Here is a 19,020-nt window from a genome sequence, read left to right on the forward strand (position 1 = left end):
GGCACCCGGGCGTCGACCCGTCCGGGTTCCGCCCGGGAGCCCTCCGGCACCCCCACCCGCGGGACGGCTACGGGGCGCGACACCAGCGCCCCGTTACCAAAAACCCGATCCAGACCAACTGACGTCGTACGGCGTACAGAACTGTCCTCAGGAGGACTGCAGTGGCGAAGGCGAAGTTCGAGCGGACGAAGCCCCACGTCAACATCGGCACCATCGGTCACATCGACCACGGTAAGACCACGCTGACCGCGGCCATCACCAAGGTGCTGCACGACGCGTACCCGGACATCAACCCCTTCACGCCGTTCGACCAGATCGACAAGGCGCCGGAGGAGCGTCAGCGCGGTATCACCATCTCCATCGCGCACGTCGAGTACCAGACCGAGGCGCGTCACTACGCCCACGTCGACTGCCCGGGTCACGCGGACTACATCAAGAACATGATCACCGGTGCGGCCCAGATGGACGGTGCGATCCTCGTCGTCGCCGCCACCGACGGCCCGATGCCGCAGACCAAGGAGCACGTCCTCCTGGCCCGCCAGGTCGGCGTCCCCTACATCGTCGTCGCCCTGAACAAGGCCGACATGGTGGACGACGAGGAGATCCTGGAGCTCGTCGAGCTCGAGGTCCGCGAGCTCCTCTCCGAGTACGAGTTCCCGGGCGACGACCTGCCGGTCGTCCGCGTCTCGGCGCTGAAGGCGCTCGAGGGCGACAAGGAGTGGGGCGAGAAGCTCCTCGGCCTGATGCACGCCGTCGACGAGGCCATCCCGACCCCGGCCCGCCTCACCGACCAGCCGTTCCTGATGCCGATCGAGGACGTCTTCACGATCACCGGTCGTGGCACCGTCGTCACCGGCCGCATCGAGCGCGGCATCCTCAAGGTCAACGAGACCGTCGACATCATCGGCATCAAGACCACCAAGACCACCACCACGGTCACCGGTATCGAGATGTTCCGCAAGCTGCTCGACGAGGGCCAGGCCGGTGAGAACGTCGGTCTGCTGCTCCGCGGCATCAAGCGCGAGGACGTCGAGCGCGGCCAGGTCATCATCAAGCCGGGTTCGGTCACCCCGCACACCGACTTCGAGGCCCAGGCCTACATCCTGTCGAAGGACGAGGGTGGCCGTCACACCCCCTTCTTCAACAACTACCGCCCGCAGTTCTACTTCCGCACCACCGACGTGACCGGCGTCGTGACCCTCCCCGAGGGCACCGAGATGGTCATGCCGGGCGACAACACCGCCATGACCGTCGCGCTGATCCAGCCCGTCGCCATGGAGGAGGGCCTGAAGTTCGCCATCCGTGAGGGTGGCCGCACCGTCGGCGCCGGCCAGGTCACCAAGATCGTCAAGTAATTGCCGATCTGACCTCCGGTCAACTCCAGGGCCCGGCCCATCCCCTCGCGGGGGTGGGCCGGGCCCTCGGTGTTTTCGGCGGTTTCCCCTCCCGAACAGGTTTGCCGACCGCGCAGTGGGTGTGACGTGCACCCCTGCGGGTGAACCCGATTGGCGTATCGCCCGCGTTCTGTGGCAGGATGTCTGAGTTGCTCGGTTGAGTACCGATGCTGCGCGCCTCCCGCCGGGAGGACCGGAAGCGAGTCCCACGTACTCGTCGTTCCCGTGAATGGCCGTTCATGCTCCCACGTGCTGTGTGTGGGTGCAGTGGTGTGTAAGCGACACCGCGGCAGCTGCGGGGCGAAAGTACGGGAATCTTCCGGGAAGCGTGTGCGGGGTACCGACCCGGCTCCACCTCACCCAGCAGTTCGAAACCGACGAGATCGTTTCGCCGGTTTTTTGCAAGCGCAGGCGCGACACGCCCGAGCGCGGGGGTCGGAGGGGGAGTCGTGCAGCGACGTACGACACAAAGGACTACGAAGTAGCCATGGCGGGACAGAAGATCCGCATCCGGCTCAAGGCCTACGACCACGAGGTCATCGACTCTTCGGCGAAGAAGATCGTCGAGACGGTGATCCGTACTGGTGCGCAGGTCGCGGGCCCGGTGCCGCTGCCCACTGAGAAGAACGTGTACTGCGTCATCCGCTCGCCGCACAAGTACAAGGACTCGCGCGAGCACTTCGAGATGCGCACTCACAAGCGTCTGATCGACATCCTCGACCCCACGCCGAAGACGGTTGACTCGCTGATGCGTCTCGACCTGCCGGCGGGCGTCGACATCGAGATCAAGCTCTGAGAGGCGCACCGAAGATGGCTAAGCAGATTAAGGGCATCCTGGGCGAGAAGCTCGGCATGACCCAGGTCTGGGACGAGAACAACCGGGTCGTCCCGGTGACCGTCGTCAAGGCTGGGCCCAATGTCGTGACCCAGGTCCACACCGCCGACAGCCCGGCCGGCTACGACGCCGTCCAGATCGGCTTCGGCGAGATCGACCCCCGCAAGGTGAACAAGCCCCTCCAGGGCCACTTCGCCAAGGCCGGTGTCACCCCCCGCCGCCACCTGGTCGAGCTCCGTACCGCGGACGCGTCCGAGTACACCCTGGGCCAGGAGATCACCGCCGAGCTGTTCGAGGCGGGTGTCAAGGTCGACGTGACCGGCACCTCCAAGGGCAAGGGCTTCGCCGGTGTCATGAAGCGTCACAACTTCAAGGGCCTCGGCGCCGGTCACGGCACCCAGCGCAAGCACCGCTCGCCCGGCTCGATCGGTGGCTGCGCCACCCCGGGTCGCGTGTTCAAGGGCATGCGCATGGCGGGTCGGATGGGTCACGAGCGCGTGACCACCCAGAACCTGACCGTGCACGCGGTCGACGCGGAGAAGGGTCTGCTGCTCATCAAGGGCGCGATCCCGGGTCCGAACGGCGGCCTCGTCCTCGTCCGCACCGCGGCGAAGGGGCTGTGAAGGATATGAGCACCATTGACATCCTGTCGCCCTCCGGCGACAAGGCCGGCAGCCTCGAGCTGCCCGCCGAGATCTTCGACGCCAAGGTCAGCGTCCCGCTGATGCACCAGGTCGTCGTGGCGCAGCTCGCCGCGGCTCGCCAGGGCACCCACAAGGTCAAGCGTCGTGGCGAGGTCCGCGGTGGCGGCAAGAAGCCGTACCGCCAGAAGGGCACCGGCCGCGCCCGCCAGGGCTCGACCCGTGCGCCGCAGTTCGCCGGTGGTGGCGTCGTGCACGGTCCCGTGCCGCGCGACTACTCGCAGCGGACCCCGAAGAAGATGATCGCCGCCGCCCTGCGCAGCGCGCTCACCGACCGGGCTCGTCACGAGCGCATCCACGTCGTCACCGGCGTGACCGCGACCGAGGCTCCGTCGACCAAGGCCGCCAAGGTCCTGTTCGGCAAGATCTCCGAGCGCAAGAACCTCCTCCTGGTGGTCGAGCGCGAGGACGAGCTGGGCATCCTGTCCGCTCGCAACCTGCCGAACGTGCACATCCTGGACGCCGGCCAGCTGAACACCTACGACGTGCTCGTCTCCGACGATGTGGTCTTCACCCAGGCCGCCTTCGAGCGTTTCGTGGCCGGTCCGGCCGCGTCCGCCAAGGCCGTTGCTGCTGAGGGCGAGCTCGAAGGGACTGCCGCCTGATGAGCGAGATCACCTCCAAGACGTTCACGGACCCCCGTGACGTCCTGATCAAGCCGGTCATCTCCGAGAAGAGCTACTCGCTCCTCGACGAGAACAAGTACACGTTCGTCGTGGCTCCCGGTGCCAACAAGACCCAGATCAAGCAGGCCGTCGAGGCGGTCTTCTCGGTCAAGGTCGAGGCCGTGAACACGCTGAACCGCCAGGGCAAGCGCAAGCGCTCCCGCACCGGTTTCGGCAAGCGCAAGGACACCAAGCGCGCGATCGTGACGCTGGCCGAGGGCAACCGCATCGACATCTTCGGTGGTCCGGTCGCCTGACCCTCGGGTCAGGGACTGCGATCGTCGTAAAGGACGAGGACAGAAATGGGTATCCGCAAGTACAAGCCGACTACGCCGGGCCGTCGTGGCTCCAGCGTGGCCGACTTCGTCGAAATCACGCGGTCCACGCCGGAGAAGTCGCTGGTTCGCCCGCTGCACAGCAAGGGCGGCCGTAACAACGCCGGTCGTGTCACTGCTCGCCACCAGGGTGGCGGCCACAAGCGCGCCTACCGCGTGATCGACTTCCGTCGTCACGACAAGGACGGCGTGCCGGCGAAGGTCGCTCACATCGAGTACGACCCGAACCGCACCGCGCGCATCGCGCTCCTGCACTACGCGGACGGCGAGAAGCGCTACATCATCGCCCCCCGTGGCGTCGCGCAGGGTGACCGGATCGAGAACGGCGCCGGCGCCGACATCAAGCCGGGCAACAACCTGCCGCTCCGCAACATCCCGGTCGGTACCACCATCCACGCGGTGGAGCTCCGTCCCGGCGGTGGCGCCAAGATGGCCCGCTCCGCGGGTGCCGGCATCCAGCTGCTCGCCCGTGAGGGCCGCATGGCGCACCTGCGCATGCCCTCCGGCGAGATCCGCCTGGTGGACGCGCGCTGCCGCGCGACCGTCGGCGAGGTCGGCAACGCCGAGCAGTCGAACATCAACTGGGGCAAGGCCGGCCGTATGCGCTGGAAGGGCGTCCGCCCGACCGTCCGCGGTGTGGCCATGAACCCGATCGACCACCCGCACGGTGGTGGTGAGGGTAAGACCTCCGGTGGTCGCCACCCGGTCTCGCCGTGGGGCAAGCCCGAGGGCCGCACCCGTCGCCCGAACAAGGCGTCGGACAAGCTCATCGTGCGCCGCCGCAAGACCAACAAGAAGCGCTAGGAGCAGGTCAGATGCCGCGCAGTCTCAAGAAGGGCCCCTTCATCGACGACCACCTTCAGAAGAAGGTGGACGTGCAGAACGAGGCGGGCACGCAGAACGTCATCAAGACCTGGTCCCGTCGTTCCGTGATCTCCCCGGCCATGCTCGGCCACACGATCGCGGTTCACGATGGCCGCAAGCACGTCCCGGTGTTCGTCACCGAGTCGATGGTCGGCCACAAGCTCGGCGAGTTCGCTCCCACGCGCACCTTCAAGGGGCACGTGAAGGAAGACCGCAAGTCGAAGCGTCGCTAATCGCGATTTGCTCCGCGAGCTGTAGCGCCAGAACGACAAAGTGACTTACTCCATTAAGGGGACAACCATGGAAGCCAGGGCCCAGGCGCGGTACATCCGCGTCACGCCCATGAAGGCCCGCCGCGTGGTGGACCTCATCCGTGGCCTGCCGGCCACGGAGGCCCAGGCGGTCCTGCGTTTCGCTCCGCAGGCTGCCACTGTGCCGGTCGGCAAGGTGCTCAACAGCGCCATCGCCAACGCCTCGCACAACTACAACCACTCCAACGTGGACGACCTCTACATCTCCGAGGCGTACGTTGACGAGGGTCCGACCCTGAAGCGGTTCCGTCCGCGCGCCCAGGGCCGTGCCTACCGGATCCGCAAGCGGACCAGCCACATCACCGTGGTCGTCAGCAGCAAGGAAGGGACCCGGTAATGGGCCAGAAGGTTAACCCGCACGGGTTCCGCCTCGGCATCAGCACGGACTTCAAGTCCCGCTGGTACGCCGACAAGCTGTACAAGGACTACGTCAAGGAAGACGTCGCCATCCGGCGTCTCATGACGAAGGGCATGGAGCGCGCCGGCATCTCGAAGGTGGAGATCGAGCGCACCCGTGACCGCGTCCGCGTGGACATCCACACCGCCCGTCCGGGCATCGTGATCGGCCGCCGCGGCGCGGAGGCCGACAAGATCCGGGGCAACCTGGAGAAGCTGACCGGCAAGCAGGTCCAGCTGAACATCCTCGAGGTCAAGAACCCCGAGCTGGACGCCCAGCTCGTGGCTCAGGGCGTCGCGGAGCAGCTGTCCTCCCGCGTCTCCTTCCGTCGCGCCATGCGCAAGAGCATGCAGTCGACCATGAAGGCCGGCGCCAAGGGCATCAAGGTCCAGTGCTCCGGTCGTCTCGGCGGCGCCGAGATGAGCCGTTCGGAGTTCTACCGCGAGGGCCGTGTGCCGCTGCACACCCTGCGCGCGAACGTCGACTACGGCTTCTTCGAGGCCAAGACCACCTTCGGCCGCATCGGCGTGAAGGTCTGGATCTACAAGGGCGACGTCAAGAACATCGCCGAGGTCCGCGCTGAGAACGCCGCTGCCCGCTCCGGCAACCGTCCGGCCCGTCCCGAGGGCGGTCGTCCCGCCCGCGGTGGCGAGCGCGGTGGCCGTGGTGGCGAGCGCGGCGGTCGCGGCCGTCGTCCCGCCGCTGCTGCCGAGGCCCAGGCCCCGGCTGCCGCGGTGGAGGCTCCGGCTGCTGCCGAGAACACCGGAACGGAGGCCTGACCGCAATGCTGATCCCCCGTCGGGTCAAGCACCGCAAGCAGCACCACCCGAAGCGCCGCGGCGCTTCCAAGGGTGGCACCGAGCTGGCGTTCGGCCAGTTCGGCATCCAGGCCGTGACCCCGGCCTACGTGACGAACCGCCAGATCGAGTCCGCTCGTATCGCGATCACCCGTCACATCCGTCGTGGCGGCAAGGTCTGGATCAACATCTACCCGGACCGCCCGCTCACCAAGAAGCCGGCCGAGACCCGCATGGGTTCCGGTAAGGGTTCGCCGGAGTGGTGGATCGCGAACGTGCACCCGGGTCGGGTCATGTTCGAACTGTCGTACCCGAACGAGAAGATTGCTCGCGAGGCGCTCACCCGTGCCGCGCACAAGCTTCCGATGAAGTGCCGGATCGTTCGGCGCGAGGACGGTGAGAGCTGATGTCGGCCGCTACCAAGGCTGCTGAGCTTCGCGAACTGGACAACGAGGGTCTCGTTGCCAAGCTCCGTGAGGCCAAGGAGGAGCTGTTCAACCTCCGCTTCCAGGCGGCGACCGGGCAGCTCGACAACCACGGACGGCTCCGGCTGGTCCGTAAGGACATCGCGCGGATCTACACCCTGATGCGCGAGCGCGAGCTGGGCATCGAGACGGTGGAGAACGCCTGATGACTGAGAACACCAACGAGACGCGCGGTTTCCGCAAGACCCGTGAGGGTCTCGTCGTCAGCGACAAGATGGACAAGACCGTCGTCGTCGCCGTCGAGGACCGCGTCAAGCACGCGCTGTACGGCAAGGTCATCCGCCGTACCAACAAGCTGAAGGCGCACGACGAGCAGAACGCGTGCGGTGTCGGCGACCGTGTCCTCCTGATGGAGACCCGGCCGCTGTCCGCGACGAAGCGCTGGCGCGTCGTCGAGATCCTCGAGAAGGCCAAGTAACAAGGTTGTTCGCGGTACGGCCGTATGTGCACCAGGCCCCCAGGGGCGCGGGTGTGAGCAGCGGCCGGCCCGTCAACACTTGTTGACGATCAGGAGAAAGCTGTGATCCAGCAGGAGTCGCGACTGCGCGTCGCCGACAACACGGGTGCCAAGGAGATTCTCTGCATCCGCGTTCTCGGTGGCTCCGGTCGCCGCTACGCCGGTATCGGGGACGTCATCGTCGCCACCGTCAAGGACGCGATCCCCGGCGGTTCGGTGAAGAAGGGCGACGTCGTGAAGTGCGTCGTCGTGCGCACCGTCAAGGAGCGCCGTCGTCCGGACGGTTCGTACATCCGCTTCGACGAGAACGCCGCCGTCGTTCTCAAGAACACCGATGGCGACCCCCGCGGTACCCGCATCTTCGGCCCGGTGGGCCGCGAGCTGCGCGACAAGAAGTTCATGAAGATCATCTCGCTGGCGCCGGAGGTGCTCTAACCCATGGCGAACAGCATGAAGATCAAGAAGGGTGACCTGGTCCAGGTCATCACCGGCAAGGACAAGGGCAAGCAGGGCAAGGTCATCCAGGCCATCCCCGCCGACAACAAGGTCCTGGTCGAGGGTGTCAACCGGGTCAAGAAGCACACCAAGCCGGGCCCCGGCACCCAGGGTGGCATCGTGACCGTCGAGGCCCCGGTGCACGTCTCCAACGTCCAGCTGGTCGTGGAGAAGGACGGCAAGAAGGTCGTCACCCGCGTCGGCTACCGCTTTGACGACCAGGGCAACAAGATCCGCGTTGCCAAGCGGACCGGTGAGGACATCTGATGTCTGAGACGACTGTTGAGAAGGTGACCCCCCGCCTCAAGGAGAAGTACCTCTCCGAGGTCAAGGGTCAGCTGCACGAGCAGTTCTCGTACGAGAACGTCATGCTGATCCCCGGCCTGGTCAAGGTCGTGGTCAACATGGGTGTCGGCGAGGCCGCCCGTGACAGCAAGCTGATCGAGGGTGCCATCAAGGACCTGACCGCGATCACCGGTCAGAAGCCGGCCGTTACCAAGGCCCGCAAGTCCATCGCGCAGTTCAAGCTGCGCGAGGGCCAGCCGATCGGTGCTCACGTCACCCTCCGTGGTGACCGCATGTGGGAGTTCGTGGACCGTCTGGTGTCGCTGGCGCTGCCGCGTATCCGTGACTTCCGCGGCCTCTCGCCCAAGCAGTTCGACGGCCGTGGCAACTACACCTTCGGTCTGACCGAGCAGGTCATGTTCCACGAGATCGACCAGGACAAGGTCGACCGTCAGCGCGGTATGGACATCACCGTCGTGACCACCGCTCAGACCGACGATGAGGGCCGGGCGCTGCTGCGCGCTCTGGGCTTCCCGTTCAAGGAGGCGTGAGCCATGGCGAAGAAGGCCCTGATCGCTAAGTCCGAGCGCAAGCCGAAGTTCGGCGTCCGGGCGTACACCCGGTGCCAGCGCTGCGGCCGTCCGCACTCGGTGTACCGCAAGTTCGGCCTGTGCCGTGTGTGCCTCCGTGAGATGGCGCACCGCGGCGAGCTGCCGGGCGTGACCAAGAGCTCCTGGTAATCCCTTACCGCCAGCTCTGACATCAGCGAGCAGTGTGCCCGACCTCGGCCCTTTTGGGTTCCCGCGAGGGATCCCGTAAGGTGTTGGGGTCGGGCCCCTGCTGCGGCGTCCCCTTCGGGCGACCCGCGGCCTTCCTGAGAGGGCTCGCGACACCCAGTCTTACTACGTCGCAGGTCCCCTGCGCTTGTGCCCCTTTCGCACTCCAGCGAGTGCGCGGAGGGGGACCTGGTGCGGAGAAACCACGGCGGGAGAGGCCTGAGGCCACCATGACCATGACCGACCCCATCGCAGACATGCTCACGCGTCTGCGTAACGCGAACTCGGCGTACCACGACTCCGTGGCGATGCCGGCCAGCAAGATCAAGGCGCACGTCGCCGAGATCCTGCAGCAGGAGGGGTACATCTCCTCCTACAAGGTTGAGGAGCCCGTCGAGGGCGAGGTCGGCAAGAAGCTGACCATCGAGCTCAAGTTCGGTCCCAACCGCGAGCGTTCCATCGCCGGCATCAAGCGCATCAGCAAGCCGGGTCTGCGTGTGTACGCAAAGTCCACCAACCTGCCGAAGGTTCTCGGCGGCCTGGGCGTGGCGATCATCTCCACGTCCTCCGGCCTCCTGACCGACAAGCAGGCCGCCAAGAAGGGCGTAGGCGGAGAAGTTCTCGCCTACGTCTGGTAATTCGGGAAACGGAGGTACAGCAATGTCGCGCATTGGACGGCTGCCCATCCAGGTTCCCGCTGGTGTGGACGTCACCATCGACGGCCAGACGGTCACGGTGAAGGGCCCCAAGGGCTCCCTCACCCACGTCGTCGCCGCGCCGATCGAGATCGGCAAGGGCGAGGACGGCACGCTGCTCGTCACCCGCCCCAACGACGAGCGTCAGTCGAAGGCCCTGCACGGCCTGTCGCGCACGCTGGTGGCGAACATGATCACCGGCGTGACCGCGGGCTACCGCAAGTCGCTGGAGATCAGCGGCGTCGGCTACCGAGTCACGGCGAAGGGCTCCGACATGGAGTTCGCGCTGGGCTACAGCCACCCCATCCTGGTCACCGCGCCGGAGGGGATCTCCTTCGTCGTCGAGACGCCCACCAAGTTCCACGTGGACGGCACCGACAAGCAGAAGGTCGGCGAGATCGCCGCGAAGATCCGCAAGCTGCGCAAGCCCGACCCGTACAAGGCCAAGGGCGTCAAGTACGCGGGCGAGGTCATCCGCCGCAAGGTCGGAAAGAGTGGTAAGTAAGCGATGAGCGTCTCTGTCAAGATCGGCAAGGGCAACGCCTACAAGAACGCCGCCCGCAAGCGCCGCGCCATTCGCGTTCGCAAGCGCGTCGTCGGCACCGAGGTGCGTCCGCGCCTCGTCGTGACGCGTTCGAACCGCCACATGGTCGCCCAGGTCATCGACGACGCCAAGGGTCACACCCTGGCGTCGGCGTCCACCCTCGACGTGTCCATCAAGGGCACCGAGGGCGACAAGACCGAGCTGGCCAAGAAGGTCGGGAGCCTGGTCGCCGAGCGCGCCAAGGCCGCCGGCGTCGAGTCGGTCGTCTTCGACCGCGCGGGCAACCGGTACGCCGGCCGCATCGCCGCCCTGGCGGACGCGGCCCGCGAGTCCGGGCTCGACTTCTAAGCCGCTCGTCGACTCTGTCGGCGGACGTAAACGAGAGAGGTAATTCCAATGGCTGGACCCCAGCGCCGCGGTAGCGGCGCCGGCGGCGGCACCGGTGGCGAGCGGCGCGACCGTAAGCGTGACGACCGGGGCGGCGCCCCCGTCGCCGAGAAGACCGCTTACGTCGAGCGCGTGGTCGCGATCAACCGTGTCGCCAAGGTTGTCAAGGGTGGTCGTCGTTTCAGCTTCACCGCGCTGGTCGTGGTGGGCGACGGTGACGGCACCGTGGGTGTCGGTTACGGCAAGGCGAAGGAGGTTCCGGCCGCCATCGCCAAGGGCGTTGAGGAGGCCAAGAAGAACTTCTTCAAGGTCCCCCGTATCCAGGGCACCATCCCGCACCCCATCCAGGGCGAGAAGGCCGCCGGCGTCGTGCTGCTGAAGCCGGCGTCCCCCGGTACCGGTGTCATCGCCGGTGGTCCGGTGCGCGCCGTCCTGGAGTGCGCCGGCGTTCACGACATCCTGTCGAAGTCGCTCGGCTCGGACAACGCGATCAACATCGTGCACGCCACCGTGGCCGCTCTGAAGGGCCTCGTGCGCCCCGAGGAGATCGCCGCCCGTCGTGGCCTGCCCCTGGAGGACGTGGCCCCGGCCGCGCTGCTCCGGGCCCGTGCGGCTGGGGTGAGCGCCTGATGGCTCGCCTGAAGGTCACCCAGACCAAGTCGTACATCGGTAGCAAGCAGAACCACCGTGACACCCTGCGTTCGCTCGGCCTGAAGCGGCTGAACGACACCGTGGTGAAGGAGGACCGCCCGGAGATCCGCGGCATGGTCCACACCGTTCGCCACCTCGTCACGGTCGAGGAGGTGGACTGATCATGTCGGACTCGCCGATCAAGCTCCACAACCTGAAGCCCGCCCCGGGCGCCAAGAAGGACAAGATCCGTGTTGGTCGCGGTGAGGGCTCCAAGGGCAAGACTGCAGGTCGTGGTACCAAGGGCACCAAGGCCCGCTACCAGGTTCCGCAGCGCTTCGAGGGTGGCCAGATGCCCCTCCACATGCGCCTGCCGAAGCTGAAGGGCTTCAAGAACCCGGCCCACAAGCAGTTCCAGGTCGTGAACCTGGACCGCCTGGCCGAGCTCTACCCGAACGGTGGCGAGGTCACCGTGGCCGACCTGATCGAGAAGGGCGCCGTTCGCAAGAACGAGCTCGTCAAGGTCCTCGGCCAGGGCGACATCGCCGTGGCGCTGCAGGTGACGGTCGACGCCGTCTCCGGCTCCGCCGCCGAGAAGATCACCGCGGCCGGCGGTTCGGTCACCGAACTGCTCTGACGCGCGCAGCACCCGGGCCCCGGTCCTCCCGCGAGGGAGGACCGGGGCCTTCTTCGTGCACGGATGTGTTCGGAAGCACACCGTCGCCTGTTCTTCCGGCCGGGGCCGACGGCTAGGATGGGCCGCCGTTGCCGGGGACTGCCCGGCCCGTCCGATGGAGCCGTGACCGTGCTGGGTGCTGTCATCCCCGAGGCACCCGCGCAGCCGCGGGCCGCGGGAGCGTGGGACCTGCCCGGGCACAGCTGGCTCGGGCCGCAGTGGTCGTGGCACCCCGACCGCCCCCGCACCGCCCACACCAAGCCGGAACTGACGCCGCTGGAGGGCCGCGAGGCCAACCACCGGGCGGTCACCGCGCTGCTGGACGCGGCCGGCGTCGAGCACTTCACCGTGCCGGGGGTGGACGACCGCAGCTCGGTGATCGGCGTCCCGGAGCCGCGCCGGGCGGCCGCGCTGGCGGCGCTCGCCGCCGGGACGGACGGCTCCGGCGCCTTCGCCACGGCCGTCCGGCCCGGGCGCCCGCTGGAGCGGCCCCTGCGCCCCGCCGACCGGGCCGACTGGGACCGGTTCGCCGACACCCCGGTGCTGCAGGTGTCCTGGCCGCTGCTCGACCCGACCGGCACCCTGGCGCTCGGTCACGAGTACGGCTGCGCGGTCGAGTTCTGGACGGTGGACGGCGGCCTGCTGCGCGCGCCGCGGGCCAACCGGATCGCCGGCCGGGTCGCCGCCGACGGCCCGCCGGTGGAGCTGCCCGCGCACCTGTTCACCCGGCTGCTGTCCGCGCACGGCACCGACCCGGTCAACCACCGCACGGTGCGCAGCCGGGCGGAGTTCGACCGCACCGGCATCGACGCCATCACCTTCCCCGTGGACCTCGTCTACACCTGGGTGGACGGCACCGACCCCGCCTGGCAGCGGCGCAAGGCCGAGGCCTCCGGCGCGGTCTACCACTCCGAGTCGGCGAGCGACGCCCGCTTCCTCAGCCGCGACGAACTGCGGTACTCGCTGCGCTCGCTGCGGCTCAACGCGCCCTGGGTGCGCAACGTGTACGTGGTCACCGACGACCAGCGCCCGCACTGGCTGGACGAGGACGTCCCCGGCCTGCGGGTGGTCGACCACCGGGAGGTGTTCGCCGACCCGGCGAACCTGCCGACCTTCAACTCGCACGCCATCGAGTCCCAGCTGCACCGGATCGACGGCCGGTCAGCGCCGAGGACACCCCGGTGGACGCGGCCTGCAAGAACAACCGGGTGCTGCTGGAGGAGTGCTTCGGCCGGGTCAACTCCCAGCCGATGGACCACATCCCCTACGCCCTGCTGCGCAGCGTGATGACCGAGATGTCGGAGCGCTTCCCCGCCGAGTGGGCCCGGACGGCGGCCAGCCGGTTCCGCGCCATGACCGACCTGTCGGTGACCTCCTCGCTGCACCACTACTACGCGCTGTTCACCGGGCGGTCGGTGCCGAGTTCACTCCGGTACGGCTACGTTCAGTTGGCCCACCCCGAGCTCGCCCAGCGGCTGGCCCGGATGCTCGCCTGGCGCGACCGGGACGCCATCTGCGTCAACGACGCGTTCTCCGTGCCGGAGGACATGGCGGCCCAGAACGCGGTGCTGGAGCCCTGGTTGGAGGCGTACTTCCCGACCCGCAGCCGCTACGAGCGGGGCCCCCGATGAGCAGGGTCGGCGACGGGAACGGGAAGGACGGGGGGTCCGCACGGCCGTGCGGACGCGAACACAGGGAGACTGCGGATGGCCGCGGACACCACGCACGTCGTCGGTAACACCTACCGGGCGCTGGTGCCCGCCGGCATCCGGCGGCGGGTCAGCACCCAGTTGTCGAAGGACGCCCGCACCAAGATCAAGCGCCGGCTGGCGGTGGCCGCCGGGCCCGCCGACCGCTACCGCACCGAGCGGATCCACCGCCGGCTGCAGCGCACCGCGGAGGGCGCCGAAGCGGTGCGCCGACTGCCCGGCGGACGGCTCGCCCAGGTCCACTCCGGGCTCACGCCGCTCGAAGTGCTGCGCCACAACCTGGAGTTGGTCGCCCGGACGCTGGAGGCCGCGGGCGTCGACTGGTTCGCGGTGCCCGCCGTCAACGACCGGCACGCCGCGCTGGCGGTCGACGCCCGCGACCGGGTCCGGGTGTACCGGGCGCTGGCCGCGGCGTTCCGCGAGGCGCCGGGCACCGTCGAGCAGGTGCTGCCCGCGCCCCGCGGCGGCAGCAAGCCCCGGTACGGGGCGGACGTCCGGTTCGGGCGGCTCGACGGCGCGAAGGTGATCCGGATCGGCTGGCTGCGCTCCGACCCCAGCGGCGGCCTGGTCATCGGCACCAGCGTCGCCGTCGAGATCGAGTTCTGGACCAGGAGGGGCGACCGGCTGACCGGCCCCCGGCACAACCGGGTGATGCGCACCCTGTCCGCCCAGTCGCCGCCCACCACCGCCCCGCTGGGCGTCTTCACCCAGTACGCGGGCACCGCGGACGACGGCGTGCGGCTGCGCACCCGCGCGGAGTTCACCGTCCGCCGCGCCGACGAGGTCGACTTCGACATCGACGCGGTCTGCCTGGACGCGCCCGGCGACGACCCCGAGCTGCTCCGCGCCACCCTGCGCTCGCTGCACCAGTACGCGCCCTGGACGCGCCGGATCCACCTGCTGACGACCCGGGAGGCGCCCGACTGGCTCGCCGAGCACCCCGCCCTGCGGGTGCACCGGGTCGAACTGCCCGCCGGGCACCGGCCCGAGGACGTCCGCGCCGGACTGCACCTGCTGCCCGGACTGGCGGAGCACTTCGTGCTGTTCCCGGCCGGGGCGATGCTCGGCCAGCGCGCCAAGCCGCACCTGTTCTTCACCCCGTTCGGCCACCTGCGGCTGTTCACCGCCGAACCCGACGGCAGCGAGTCCCCGGACGCCCCCTGGCGGGCCGTGCTGGAGGCCGAGTTCGGCCGCACGGTGGCCGGCACCGTGCGCCCCGGGCCGCACGCCCGGCTGCGCTCGCTGTCGGCCCCGTCGGCCGACCGCCTGCCGCCGGGCGCGCCCCGCACCGACGCCGAGCGCTCCGGCCTGGCCGCCGACCCGCACGACTGCCTCCACCAGTACTGGGCGTACGCGGAGGGCCGCGGCCTGCCCGGCGCGGCCCGGCTGCTGGCGCTGCGCGCCGACGCGCCGTTCGCCGCCGCCCGGCTGGCCCGGATGCTCGCCCGGCGGGACGCCGCGCTGCTCCAGTTCGGCGGCCTGAACGACCCCGGCACCCCCGCCGGGGCCGCCGGGGCGGTCCGCGAACTGCTGCGCACGTACTACCCGGTACCCTCCCCGTACGAACGGACCGACCGGTCCGCGGAGAGCGCCGTCGGGAGCGACGGGCAGGAGGTGGCGGGGGAGTGACCGGACACAACCCGGAGGGGTCGAGACTGGTCGGGGTGTACCGCAACGCGCTGTCCCCCTCGGCCCGCAGCGCGCTCGCCAACTCGATACCGGCCGGCGTCCGCAGCCGGGTCAAGCGGGCCGTCGCCGAGGTGCCCAAGCCGCGCAACTTCGCCGGGGCCCGGGCCAGGCGGCTGCTGCGCCAGTGGCCCGAGCTGGCCGGCCGCACCGACGGCGTCCCGCGCGCCACCCTGTTCGGCAACCTGGTGGTGCTGGTGCACCGCCGCCCGCGCCCGGTCGAGCTGCGCGAGCACGTGCTGCGGCTGGTCACCGACGCGCTCACCGACGCGGGGGTGCGGTACTTCGCCCTGCGCGGCCCGTCCGACCTGCGCACCTGCATAGCCGTCCCGGACGGCGAGCGGGCCGCCGCCGAACTCGCGCTGCGCGCCCTGGGCACCCGCACCCCCTGCTACGCGGCCGCCACCGACCGGGCCGGCGAACTCGTCGGGGAACTGCGCGAGATGTCCGAGGAGGGCACCTGGAAGCGGCTGCGCGGCACCCGCACCGTCCGGGTCGCCCAGCTGTGGACCGACCCGGGCGCGAAACTGCTGATGGGCTTCACCTACGGCTGCGAGATCGAGTTCTGGGCCGCCGCCGGGGGCGTGCTCACCGCCCCCCGACCCAACCGTGCCGCGGTCACGGTGCCCGAGCACGGCCGCGAGGAGGAGGTGCCGGCGAACCGGCTGGGCCAGTTCACCGACCCGTACCCGCCCGCCTCCGCCACCGTCCGCACCCGGCCCGAGTTCACCGCCCGCCACCCCGAGGACGTCGACTTCCCGATCGACGTGGTCTACACCTGGGTGGACGGCGCCGACCCCGCCTGGCAGGCCCGGCGCGCCGCCGTCGGCGGCGAGGCCTACCACCGGCAGGCCGCGAACGCCGCCCGCTACCTCAACCGCGACGAACTGCGGTACTCGCTGCGCTCGCTGCACCTGCACGCCCCGTGGGTGCGCCGGATCCACCTGGTCACCGACGGGCAGCGCCCGCACTGGCTGGACGAGGACCACCCGCGGCTGCGGGTGGTCGACCACCGGGAGGTGTTCGCCGACCCGGCGAACCTGCCGACCTTCAACTCGCACGCCATCGAGTCCCAGCTGCACCGGATCGACGGCCAACCGGGAGCTGGTCCGCGGCCGCTTCGGCACGGTCATCACCCAGAAGATGCTGCACGTCCCGTACCCGCTGCGCCGCAGCCTCCTCGCCGAGATCGCCGAGGAGTTCGCCCCGCAGGTGCGGGCCACCGCCGCCAGCCGCTTCCGCAGCATCGGCGACGTCGCGGTGCCGTCCTCGCTGTACCACTACTTCGCCTACCACACGGCGCGCGCCACCCCCGGCGACCTGGCGTACACCTACCTCGACCTGGGACTGCCCAACGTCGAGCGGCGGATGGGCATCCTGCTCGCCGGGCGCGACCGCGACGCCTTCTGCCTCAACGACACCGTCACCGAGCCGGGCACCGCCCGCGACCGCGCCGTGCGCGACTTCCTGGAGTCGTACTTCCCGGTGCCCAGCCCGTACGAGAAGCCCGGAGCCACCCCGTGAGGATCGCCTTCCTCATCAACAACGTCTACGGCATCGGCGGCACCAACCGCACCGTGATCAACCTCGCCCAGGGGCTCTCCGCCCGGCACCGGGTGGAGATCGTCTCGGTCTTCCGCCGCCAGGAGACCACCCGGTTCGAGATCCCGCCCGGGGTCGCCCTCACGCCGCTGGTCGACCTGCGCCCCGGCGGCTCCGGCGCCGACCGCGGCCACCCCCTGCTGGCCGAGCCGACCGAGGAGGTGCCGCCGCAGGAGGAGTTCCACGCCCAGTACAGCAAGCTGTCCGACCAGCGCATCCGCGCCTACCTGGAGGGCACCGACGCGGACGTGGTGGTCGGCACCCGCTCCAGCCTCAACCTGTTCGTCGCCCGCCACGGCCGCGAGGACTGCGTCCGGGTCGCCCAGGAGCACATGACGCACCTGGACATCCCCGCCGAGGTGCGCGCCGAGATGGCCCGCGCCTACCCGCGGCTCGACCTGGTCACCACCGTCACCGAGGCCGACGCCCGCACCTTCCGGGACACCACCCCGGTACCCGGCGTGCCGGTGCTGTGCGTGCCCAACAGCGTCCCCGAGCCGCCCGTCCGGCCCGCCGACCCGGCCGCCCGGCTGGTCGTCGGCGCCGGCCGGCTCGACCCGGTCAAGCGCTACGACCTGCTGGTCCTCGCCTTCGACCGGCTGCGCGAGGAGTTCCCCGACTGGCAGCTGCGGATCTACGGCCAGGGCACCGAGCGCGCCGCCCTGCGCGCCCTGATCAGCGACCTGCGGGCCACCGAGCGGATCCTGCTGATGGGCAGCGCCGCCCCGCTCGACTCCGAGTGGGCCAAGGGCTCGATCGCCGCGGTCACCTCCGAGCGGGAGTCCTTCGGCATGACGGTGGTGGAGGCGATGCGCTGCGGCCTGCCCGTGGTCGCCACCGACTGCCCGGTCGGCCCGCGCGAGATCGTCCGCGACGGCGAGGACGGCCTGCTCGTCCCGACCGGGGACGTCGACGGCATCGCCGCCGGACTGCGCGCCCTGATGGCCGACCCCGCCCGCCGCGCCCGGATGGCCACCGCCGCCCTGGCCAACTCCCGCCGCTACGACCCCGGGCGGATCGCCGAGCGCTACGCCGACCTGTTCCGGGACGCCGCCGGGCGCCGCGGCCTGCACCCCGCCGACGACACCGGCACCGGCACCGCCCCCGCCGCCCCCGCCGACCACCAGCTGGCCCGCGGCACCGTCCGGGCGATGGGCTGGGCCCGCCGCTTCTGGACGCCCGGCACCGTCGGCAAGGGCGGCCTGGCCCTGGTCTCCGTCGCCGCCGGCGCGGCCGTCCGGATCACCGCGGCCACCGCCCACCTCGACCTGACCGACCCCGACCCGCTGCTCGCCGTCGACCTGCCGGCCGACCAGGCCGACGGCCTGACGCTGCTGCTGCGCGAGGTCGGCGACCTGCGCAGCGAACGGCTGCTCGTCCTGCCGGCCGCCCCGGTCGCGGACCCGCCGCCCGGCAAGGCCCGGCTGGCCGTCCGGCTCGGCCCGCAGCTGCGCGAGGCCCTGTACGAGGGGCGCTGGACCGTCGTCCTGGAGACCGCCTCCGGGGTCCGCTCCCGGGTCACCGCCGGGGTGCGCGAGACCCGGCGGCTGATCGCGGACCGCGACCGCCTCCTCGCCGAGCCGGCCGCCCCGCCCGGGGTCGACTGGCTGACGCCCTACGTCACCAAGGAGGGCCACCTGGCCCTCCGCTCCTGGCGCCGGGCCAGGCACGCCGAGTGCACCGCGGTGCGGGTCGCCGACGACGGGCAGCTGGCGGTCGAGGGCGCGGTGGTCGGCGCGGTGCGGCTCGCGGAGCGGCCCCGGCTGCAACTGCGCCGCCGCGGCGCGACCGGCACCGTGCTGGAGTACACCGGCCGCGCGACCGGCCGCCGGTTCCGGTTCGAGCTGTCCGCCGAGGAGCTCGCCCTGGCCCGGCTCAACCGCTGGGAGGACTGGGACGCCTGGCTGCTGCCCGGCCCGGCCGGACCGGGCGGCGGACGCTCGGCCGCCGACGCCGCCCGCACCCTCGACGTCGACACCGGCCTGCGGGCGGGCCTGGACAACCAGACCGCGCCGGTCGACCTCGAAGCCGAGGCGGCCGAGGCGGCCGGAGCCGCCGCGGCGGACGGGACCGCGGCCGCCCCGGCCGCCGAGGACCCGACCGCCCCGCTGCGGATCGCCCGGATCCTGGACGACTTCGCCGACCCCAAGCCGATCCTGGAGTACCCGGCGGCGCTCCTGACCGACGGCGGCGCCCCCGGCTACGCCCTGGTGCTGCCCGCCGCCCGGATCGACGTCCGCCCGTACTGCACCGGCAAGGGCGAACTCTCCTTCCAGGTGGTCGAACGGGACTGA

26 protein-coding genes and 2 pseudogenes are annotated in these 19,020 nt (G+C 70.4%); all 28 read left to right on the forward strand.

What is annotated here, in order from left to right:
* The first annotated feature begins 161 nt into the window (after window positions 1–161).
* Entirely contained in the window at window positions 162–1,355 is a 1,194-nt protein-coding gene (gene tuf, locus OO57_RS04345) for an elongation factor Tu (RefSeq protein ID WP_030457430.1), read from the forward strand.
* A 526-nt stretch (window positions 1,356–1,881) separates the two neighbouring features.
* Window positions 1,882–2,190 carry a 30S ribosomal protein S10 gene (gene rpsJ, locus OO57_RS04350; protein WP_012785157.1) on the forward strand — a complete coding sequence of 103 codons (309 nt, stop codon included), beginning with the start codon at window positions 1,882–1,884 and terminating at the stop codon, window positions 2,188–2,190.
* Window positions 2,191–2,204: 14 nt separating this feature from the next.
* Window positions 2,205–2,852 carry a 50S ribosomal protein L3 gene (rplC, locus tag OO57_RS04355; RefSeq protein WP_014136287.1) on the forward strand — a complete coding sequence of 216 codons (648 nt, stop codon included), beginning with the start codon at window positions 2,205–2,207 and terminating at the stop codon, window positions 2,850–2,852.
* Window positions 2,853–2,857: 5 nt separating this feature from the next.
* On the forward strand, window positions 2,858–3,535 hold the full coding sequence (gene rplD / locus OO57_RS04360; RefSeq protein ID WP_033250908.1) for a 50S ribosomal protein L4: 678 nt from the start codon (window positions 2,858–2,860) through the stop codon (window positions 3,533–3,535).
* Window positions 3,535–3,852: a 50S ribosomal protein L23 gene (gene rplW / locus OO57_RS04365; protein WP_033214018.1), complete on the forward strand. Its 318-nt coding sequence runs from the start codon at window positions 3,535–3,537 to the stop codon at window positions 3,850–3,852. The genes rplD and rplW overlap by 1 nt, the downstream gene beginning before the upstream one ends.
* Window positions 3,853–3,897: 45 nt before the next feature.
* Window positions 3,898–4,734 (forward strand): 50S ribosomal protein L2, encoded by an 837-nt coding sequence (gene rplB, locus OO57_RS04370; RefSeq protein ID WP_033214016.1) that lies wholly within the window; start codon window positions 3,898–3,900, stop codon window positions 4,732–4,734.
* Window positions 4,735–4,745: 11 nt separating this feature from the next.
* On the forward strand, window positions 4,746–5,027 hold the full coding sequence (rpsS, locus tag OO57_RS04375) for a 30S ribosomal protein S19 (protein ID WP_014136283.1): 282 nt from the start codon (window positions 4,746–4,748) through the stop codon (window positions 5,025–5,027).
* A 67-nt stretch (window positions 5,028–5,094) separates the two neighbouring features.
* Window positions 5,095–5,442 (forward strand): 50S ribosomal protein L22, encoded by a 348-nt coding sequence (gene rplV, locus OO57_RS04380; RefSeq protein ID WP_033250909.1) that lies wholly within the window; start codon window positions 5,095–5,097, stop codon window positions 5,440–5,442.
* Complete coding sequence (rpsC, locus tag OO57_RS04385) at window positions 5,442–6,281, forward strand: 30S ribosomal protein S3 (protein ID WP_033250910.1); 840 nt, start codon at window positions 5,442–5,444, stop codon at window positions 6,279–6,281. The genes rplV and rpsC overlap by 1 nt, the downstream gene beginning before the upstream one ends.
* Window positions 6,282–6,286: 5 nt before the next feature.
* Window positions 6,287–6,706 (forward strand): 50S ribosomal protein L16, encoded by a 420-nt coding sequence (rplP, locus tag OO57_RS04390; RefSeq protein ID WP_014136280.1) that lies wholly within the window; start codon window positions 6,287–6,289, stop codon window positions 6,704–6,706.
* A complete protein-coding gene (gene rpmC / locus OO57_RS04395; RefSeq protein ID WP_014136279.1) occupies window positions 6,706–6,930 on the forward strand; it encodes a 50S ribosomal protein L29 in 225 nt (74 codons plus the stop codon). The genes rplP and rpmC overlap by 1 nt, the downstream gene beginning before the upstream one ends.
* A complete protein-coding gene (gene rpsQ / locus OO57_RS04400) occupies window positions 6,930–7,202 on the forward strand; it encodes a 30S ribosomal protein S17 (protein ID WP_014136278.1) in 273 nt (90 codons plus the stop codon). Before rpmC ends, rpsQ begins: the two co-directional genes overlap by 1 nt.
* Before the next feature lie 102 nt (window positions 7,203–7,304).
* Complete coding sequence (gene rplN, locus OO57_RS04405; protein ID WP_030300391.1) at window positions 7,305–7,676, forward strand: 50S ribosomal protein L14; 372 nt, start codon at window positions 7,305–7,307, stop codon at window positions 7,674–7,676.
* A gap of 15 nt (window positions 7,677–7,691) precedes the next feature.
* Window positions 7,692–8,003, forward strand: a complete 312-nt coding sequence (gene rplX / locus OO57_RS04410) for a 50S ribosomal protein L24 (RefSeq protein WP_030457413.1) — start codon at window positions 7,692–7,694, stop codon at window positions 8,001–8,003.
* Window positions 8,003–8,572, forward strand: a complete 570-nt coding sequence (gene rplE, locus OO57_RS04415) for a 50S ribosomal protein L5 (protein ID WP_030457412.1) — start codon at window positions 8,003–8,005, stop codon at window positions 8,570–8,572. The genes rplX and rplE overlap by 1 nt, the downstream gene beginning before the upstream one ends.
* Before the next feature lie 3 nt (window positions 8,573–8,575).
* On the forward strand, window positions 8,576–8,761 hold the full coding sequence (locus OO57_RS04420) for a type Z 30S ribosomal protein S14 (RefSeq protein ID WP_008747480.1): 186 nt from the start codon (window positions 8,576–8,578) through the stop codon (window positions 8,759–8,761).
* Between the two features lie 266 nt (window positions 8,762–9,027).
* Complete coding sequence (rpsH, locus tag OO57_RS04425) at window positions 9,028–9,435, forward strand: 30S ribosomal protein S8 (RefSeq protein ID WP_030055831.1); 408 nt, start codon at window positions 9,028–9,030, stop codon at window positions 9,433–9,435.
* A gap of 22 nt (window positions 9,436–9,457) precedes the next feature.
* Window positions 9,458–9,997, forward strand: a complete 540-nt coding sequence (gene rplF, locus OO57_RS04430; protein WP_033250911.1) for a 50S ribosomal protein L6 — start codon at window positions 9,458–9,460, stop codon at window positions 9,995–9,997.
* A gap of 3 nt (window positions 9,998–10,000) precedes the next feature.
* Window positions 10,001–10,384: a 50S ribosomal protein L18 gene (gene rplR, locus OO57_RS04435; RefSeq protein WP_014136272.1), complete on the forward strand. Its 384-nt coding sequence runs from the start codon at window positions 10,001–10,003 to the stop codon at window positions 10,382–10,384.
* A gap of 48 nt (window positions 10,385–10,432) precedes the next feature.
* On the forward strand, window positions 10,433–11,053 hold the full coding sequence (rpsE, locus tag OO57_RS04440) for a 30S ribosomal protein S5 (RefSeq protein ID WP_014136271.1): 621 nt from the start codon (window positions 10,433–10,435) through the stop codon (window positions 11,051–11,053).
* Window positions 11,053–11,235 (forward strand): 50S ribosomal protein L30, encoded by a 183-nt coding sequence (gene rpmD / locus OO57_RS04445; protein WP_014136270.1) that lies wholly within the window; start codon window positions 11,053–11,055, stop codon window positions 11,233–11,235. The genes rpsE and rpmD overlap by 1 nt, the downstream gene beginning before the upstream one ends.
* A gap of 2 nt (window positions 11,236–11,237) precedes the next feature.
* A complete protein-coding gene (gene rplO, locus OO57_RS04450; RefSeq protein WP_033250912.1) occupies window positions 11,238–11,690 on the forward strand; it encodes a 50S ribosomal protein L15 in 453 nt (150 codons plus the stop codon).
* Window positions 11,691–11,852: 162 nt separating this feature from the next.
* The gene (locus OO57_RS38320) at window positions 11,853–13,016 is read left to right on the forward strand and encodes a stealth family protein (protein ID WP_234337218.1); all 1,164 of its coding nucleotides are present in this window, start codon (window positions 11,853–11,855) and stop codon (window positions 13,014–13,016) included.
* Complete coding sequence (locus OO57_RS45125) at window positions 12,980–13,360, forward strand: stealth conserved region 3 domain-containing protein (protein WP_234337219.1); 381 nt, start codon at window positions 12,980–12,982, stop codon at window positions 13,358–13,360. The genes OO57_RS38320 and OO57_RS45125 overlap by 37 nt, the downstream gene beginning before the upstream one ends.
* Before the next feature lie 75 nt (window positions 13,361–13,435).
* Entirely contained in the window at window positions 13,436–15,067 is a 1,632-nt protein-coding gene (locus tag OO57_RS04460; protein ID WP_033250913.1) for a hypothetical protein, read from the forward strand.
* A gap of 590 nt (window positions 15,068–15,657) precedes the next feature.
* A pseudogene (locus tag OO57_RS47310) lies at window positions 15,658–16,158 on the forward strand (Stealth CR1 domain-containing protein); the annotation flags it as partial.
* 109 nt (window positions 16,159–16,267) lie between these two features.
* Window positions 16,268–16,648: a stealth conserved region 3 domain-containing protein gene (locus tag OO57_RS47315; RefSeq protein ID WP_051776545.1), complete on the forward strand. Its 381-nt coding sequence runs from the start codon at window positions 16,268–16,270 to the stop codon at window positions 16,646–16,648.
* A 665-nt stretch (window positions 16,649–17,313) separates the two neighbouring features.
* Window positions 17,314–19,020: pseudogene (locus OO57_RS47320) on the forward strand (glycosyltransferase); the annotation flags it as partial.

The organism is Kitasatospora phosalacinea, assembly GCF_000717185.1.
Classification (GTDB): Bacteria; Actinomycetota; Actinomycetes; order Streptomycetales; family Streptomycetaceae; genus Kitasatospora; species Kitasatospora phosalacinea_A.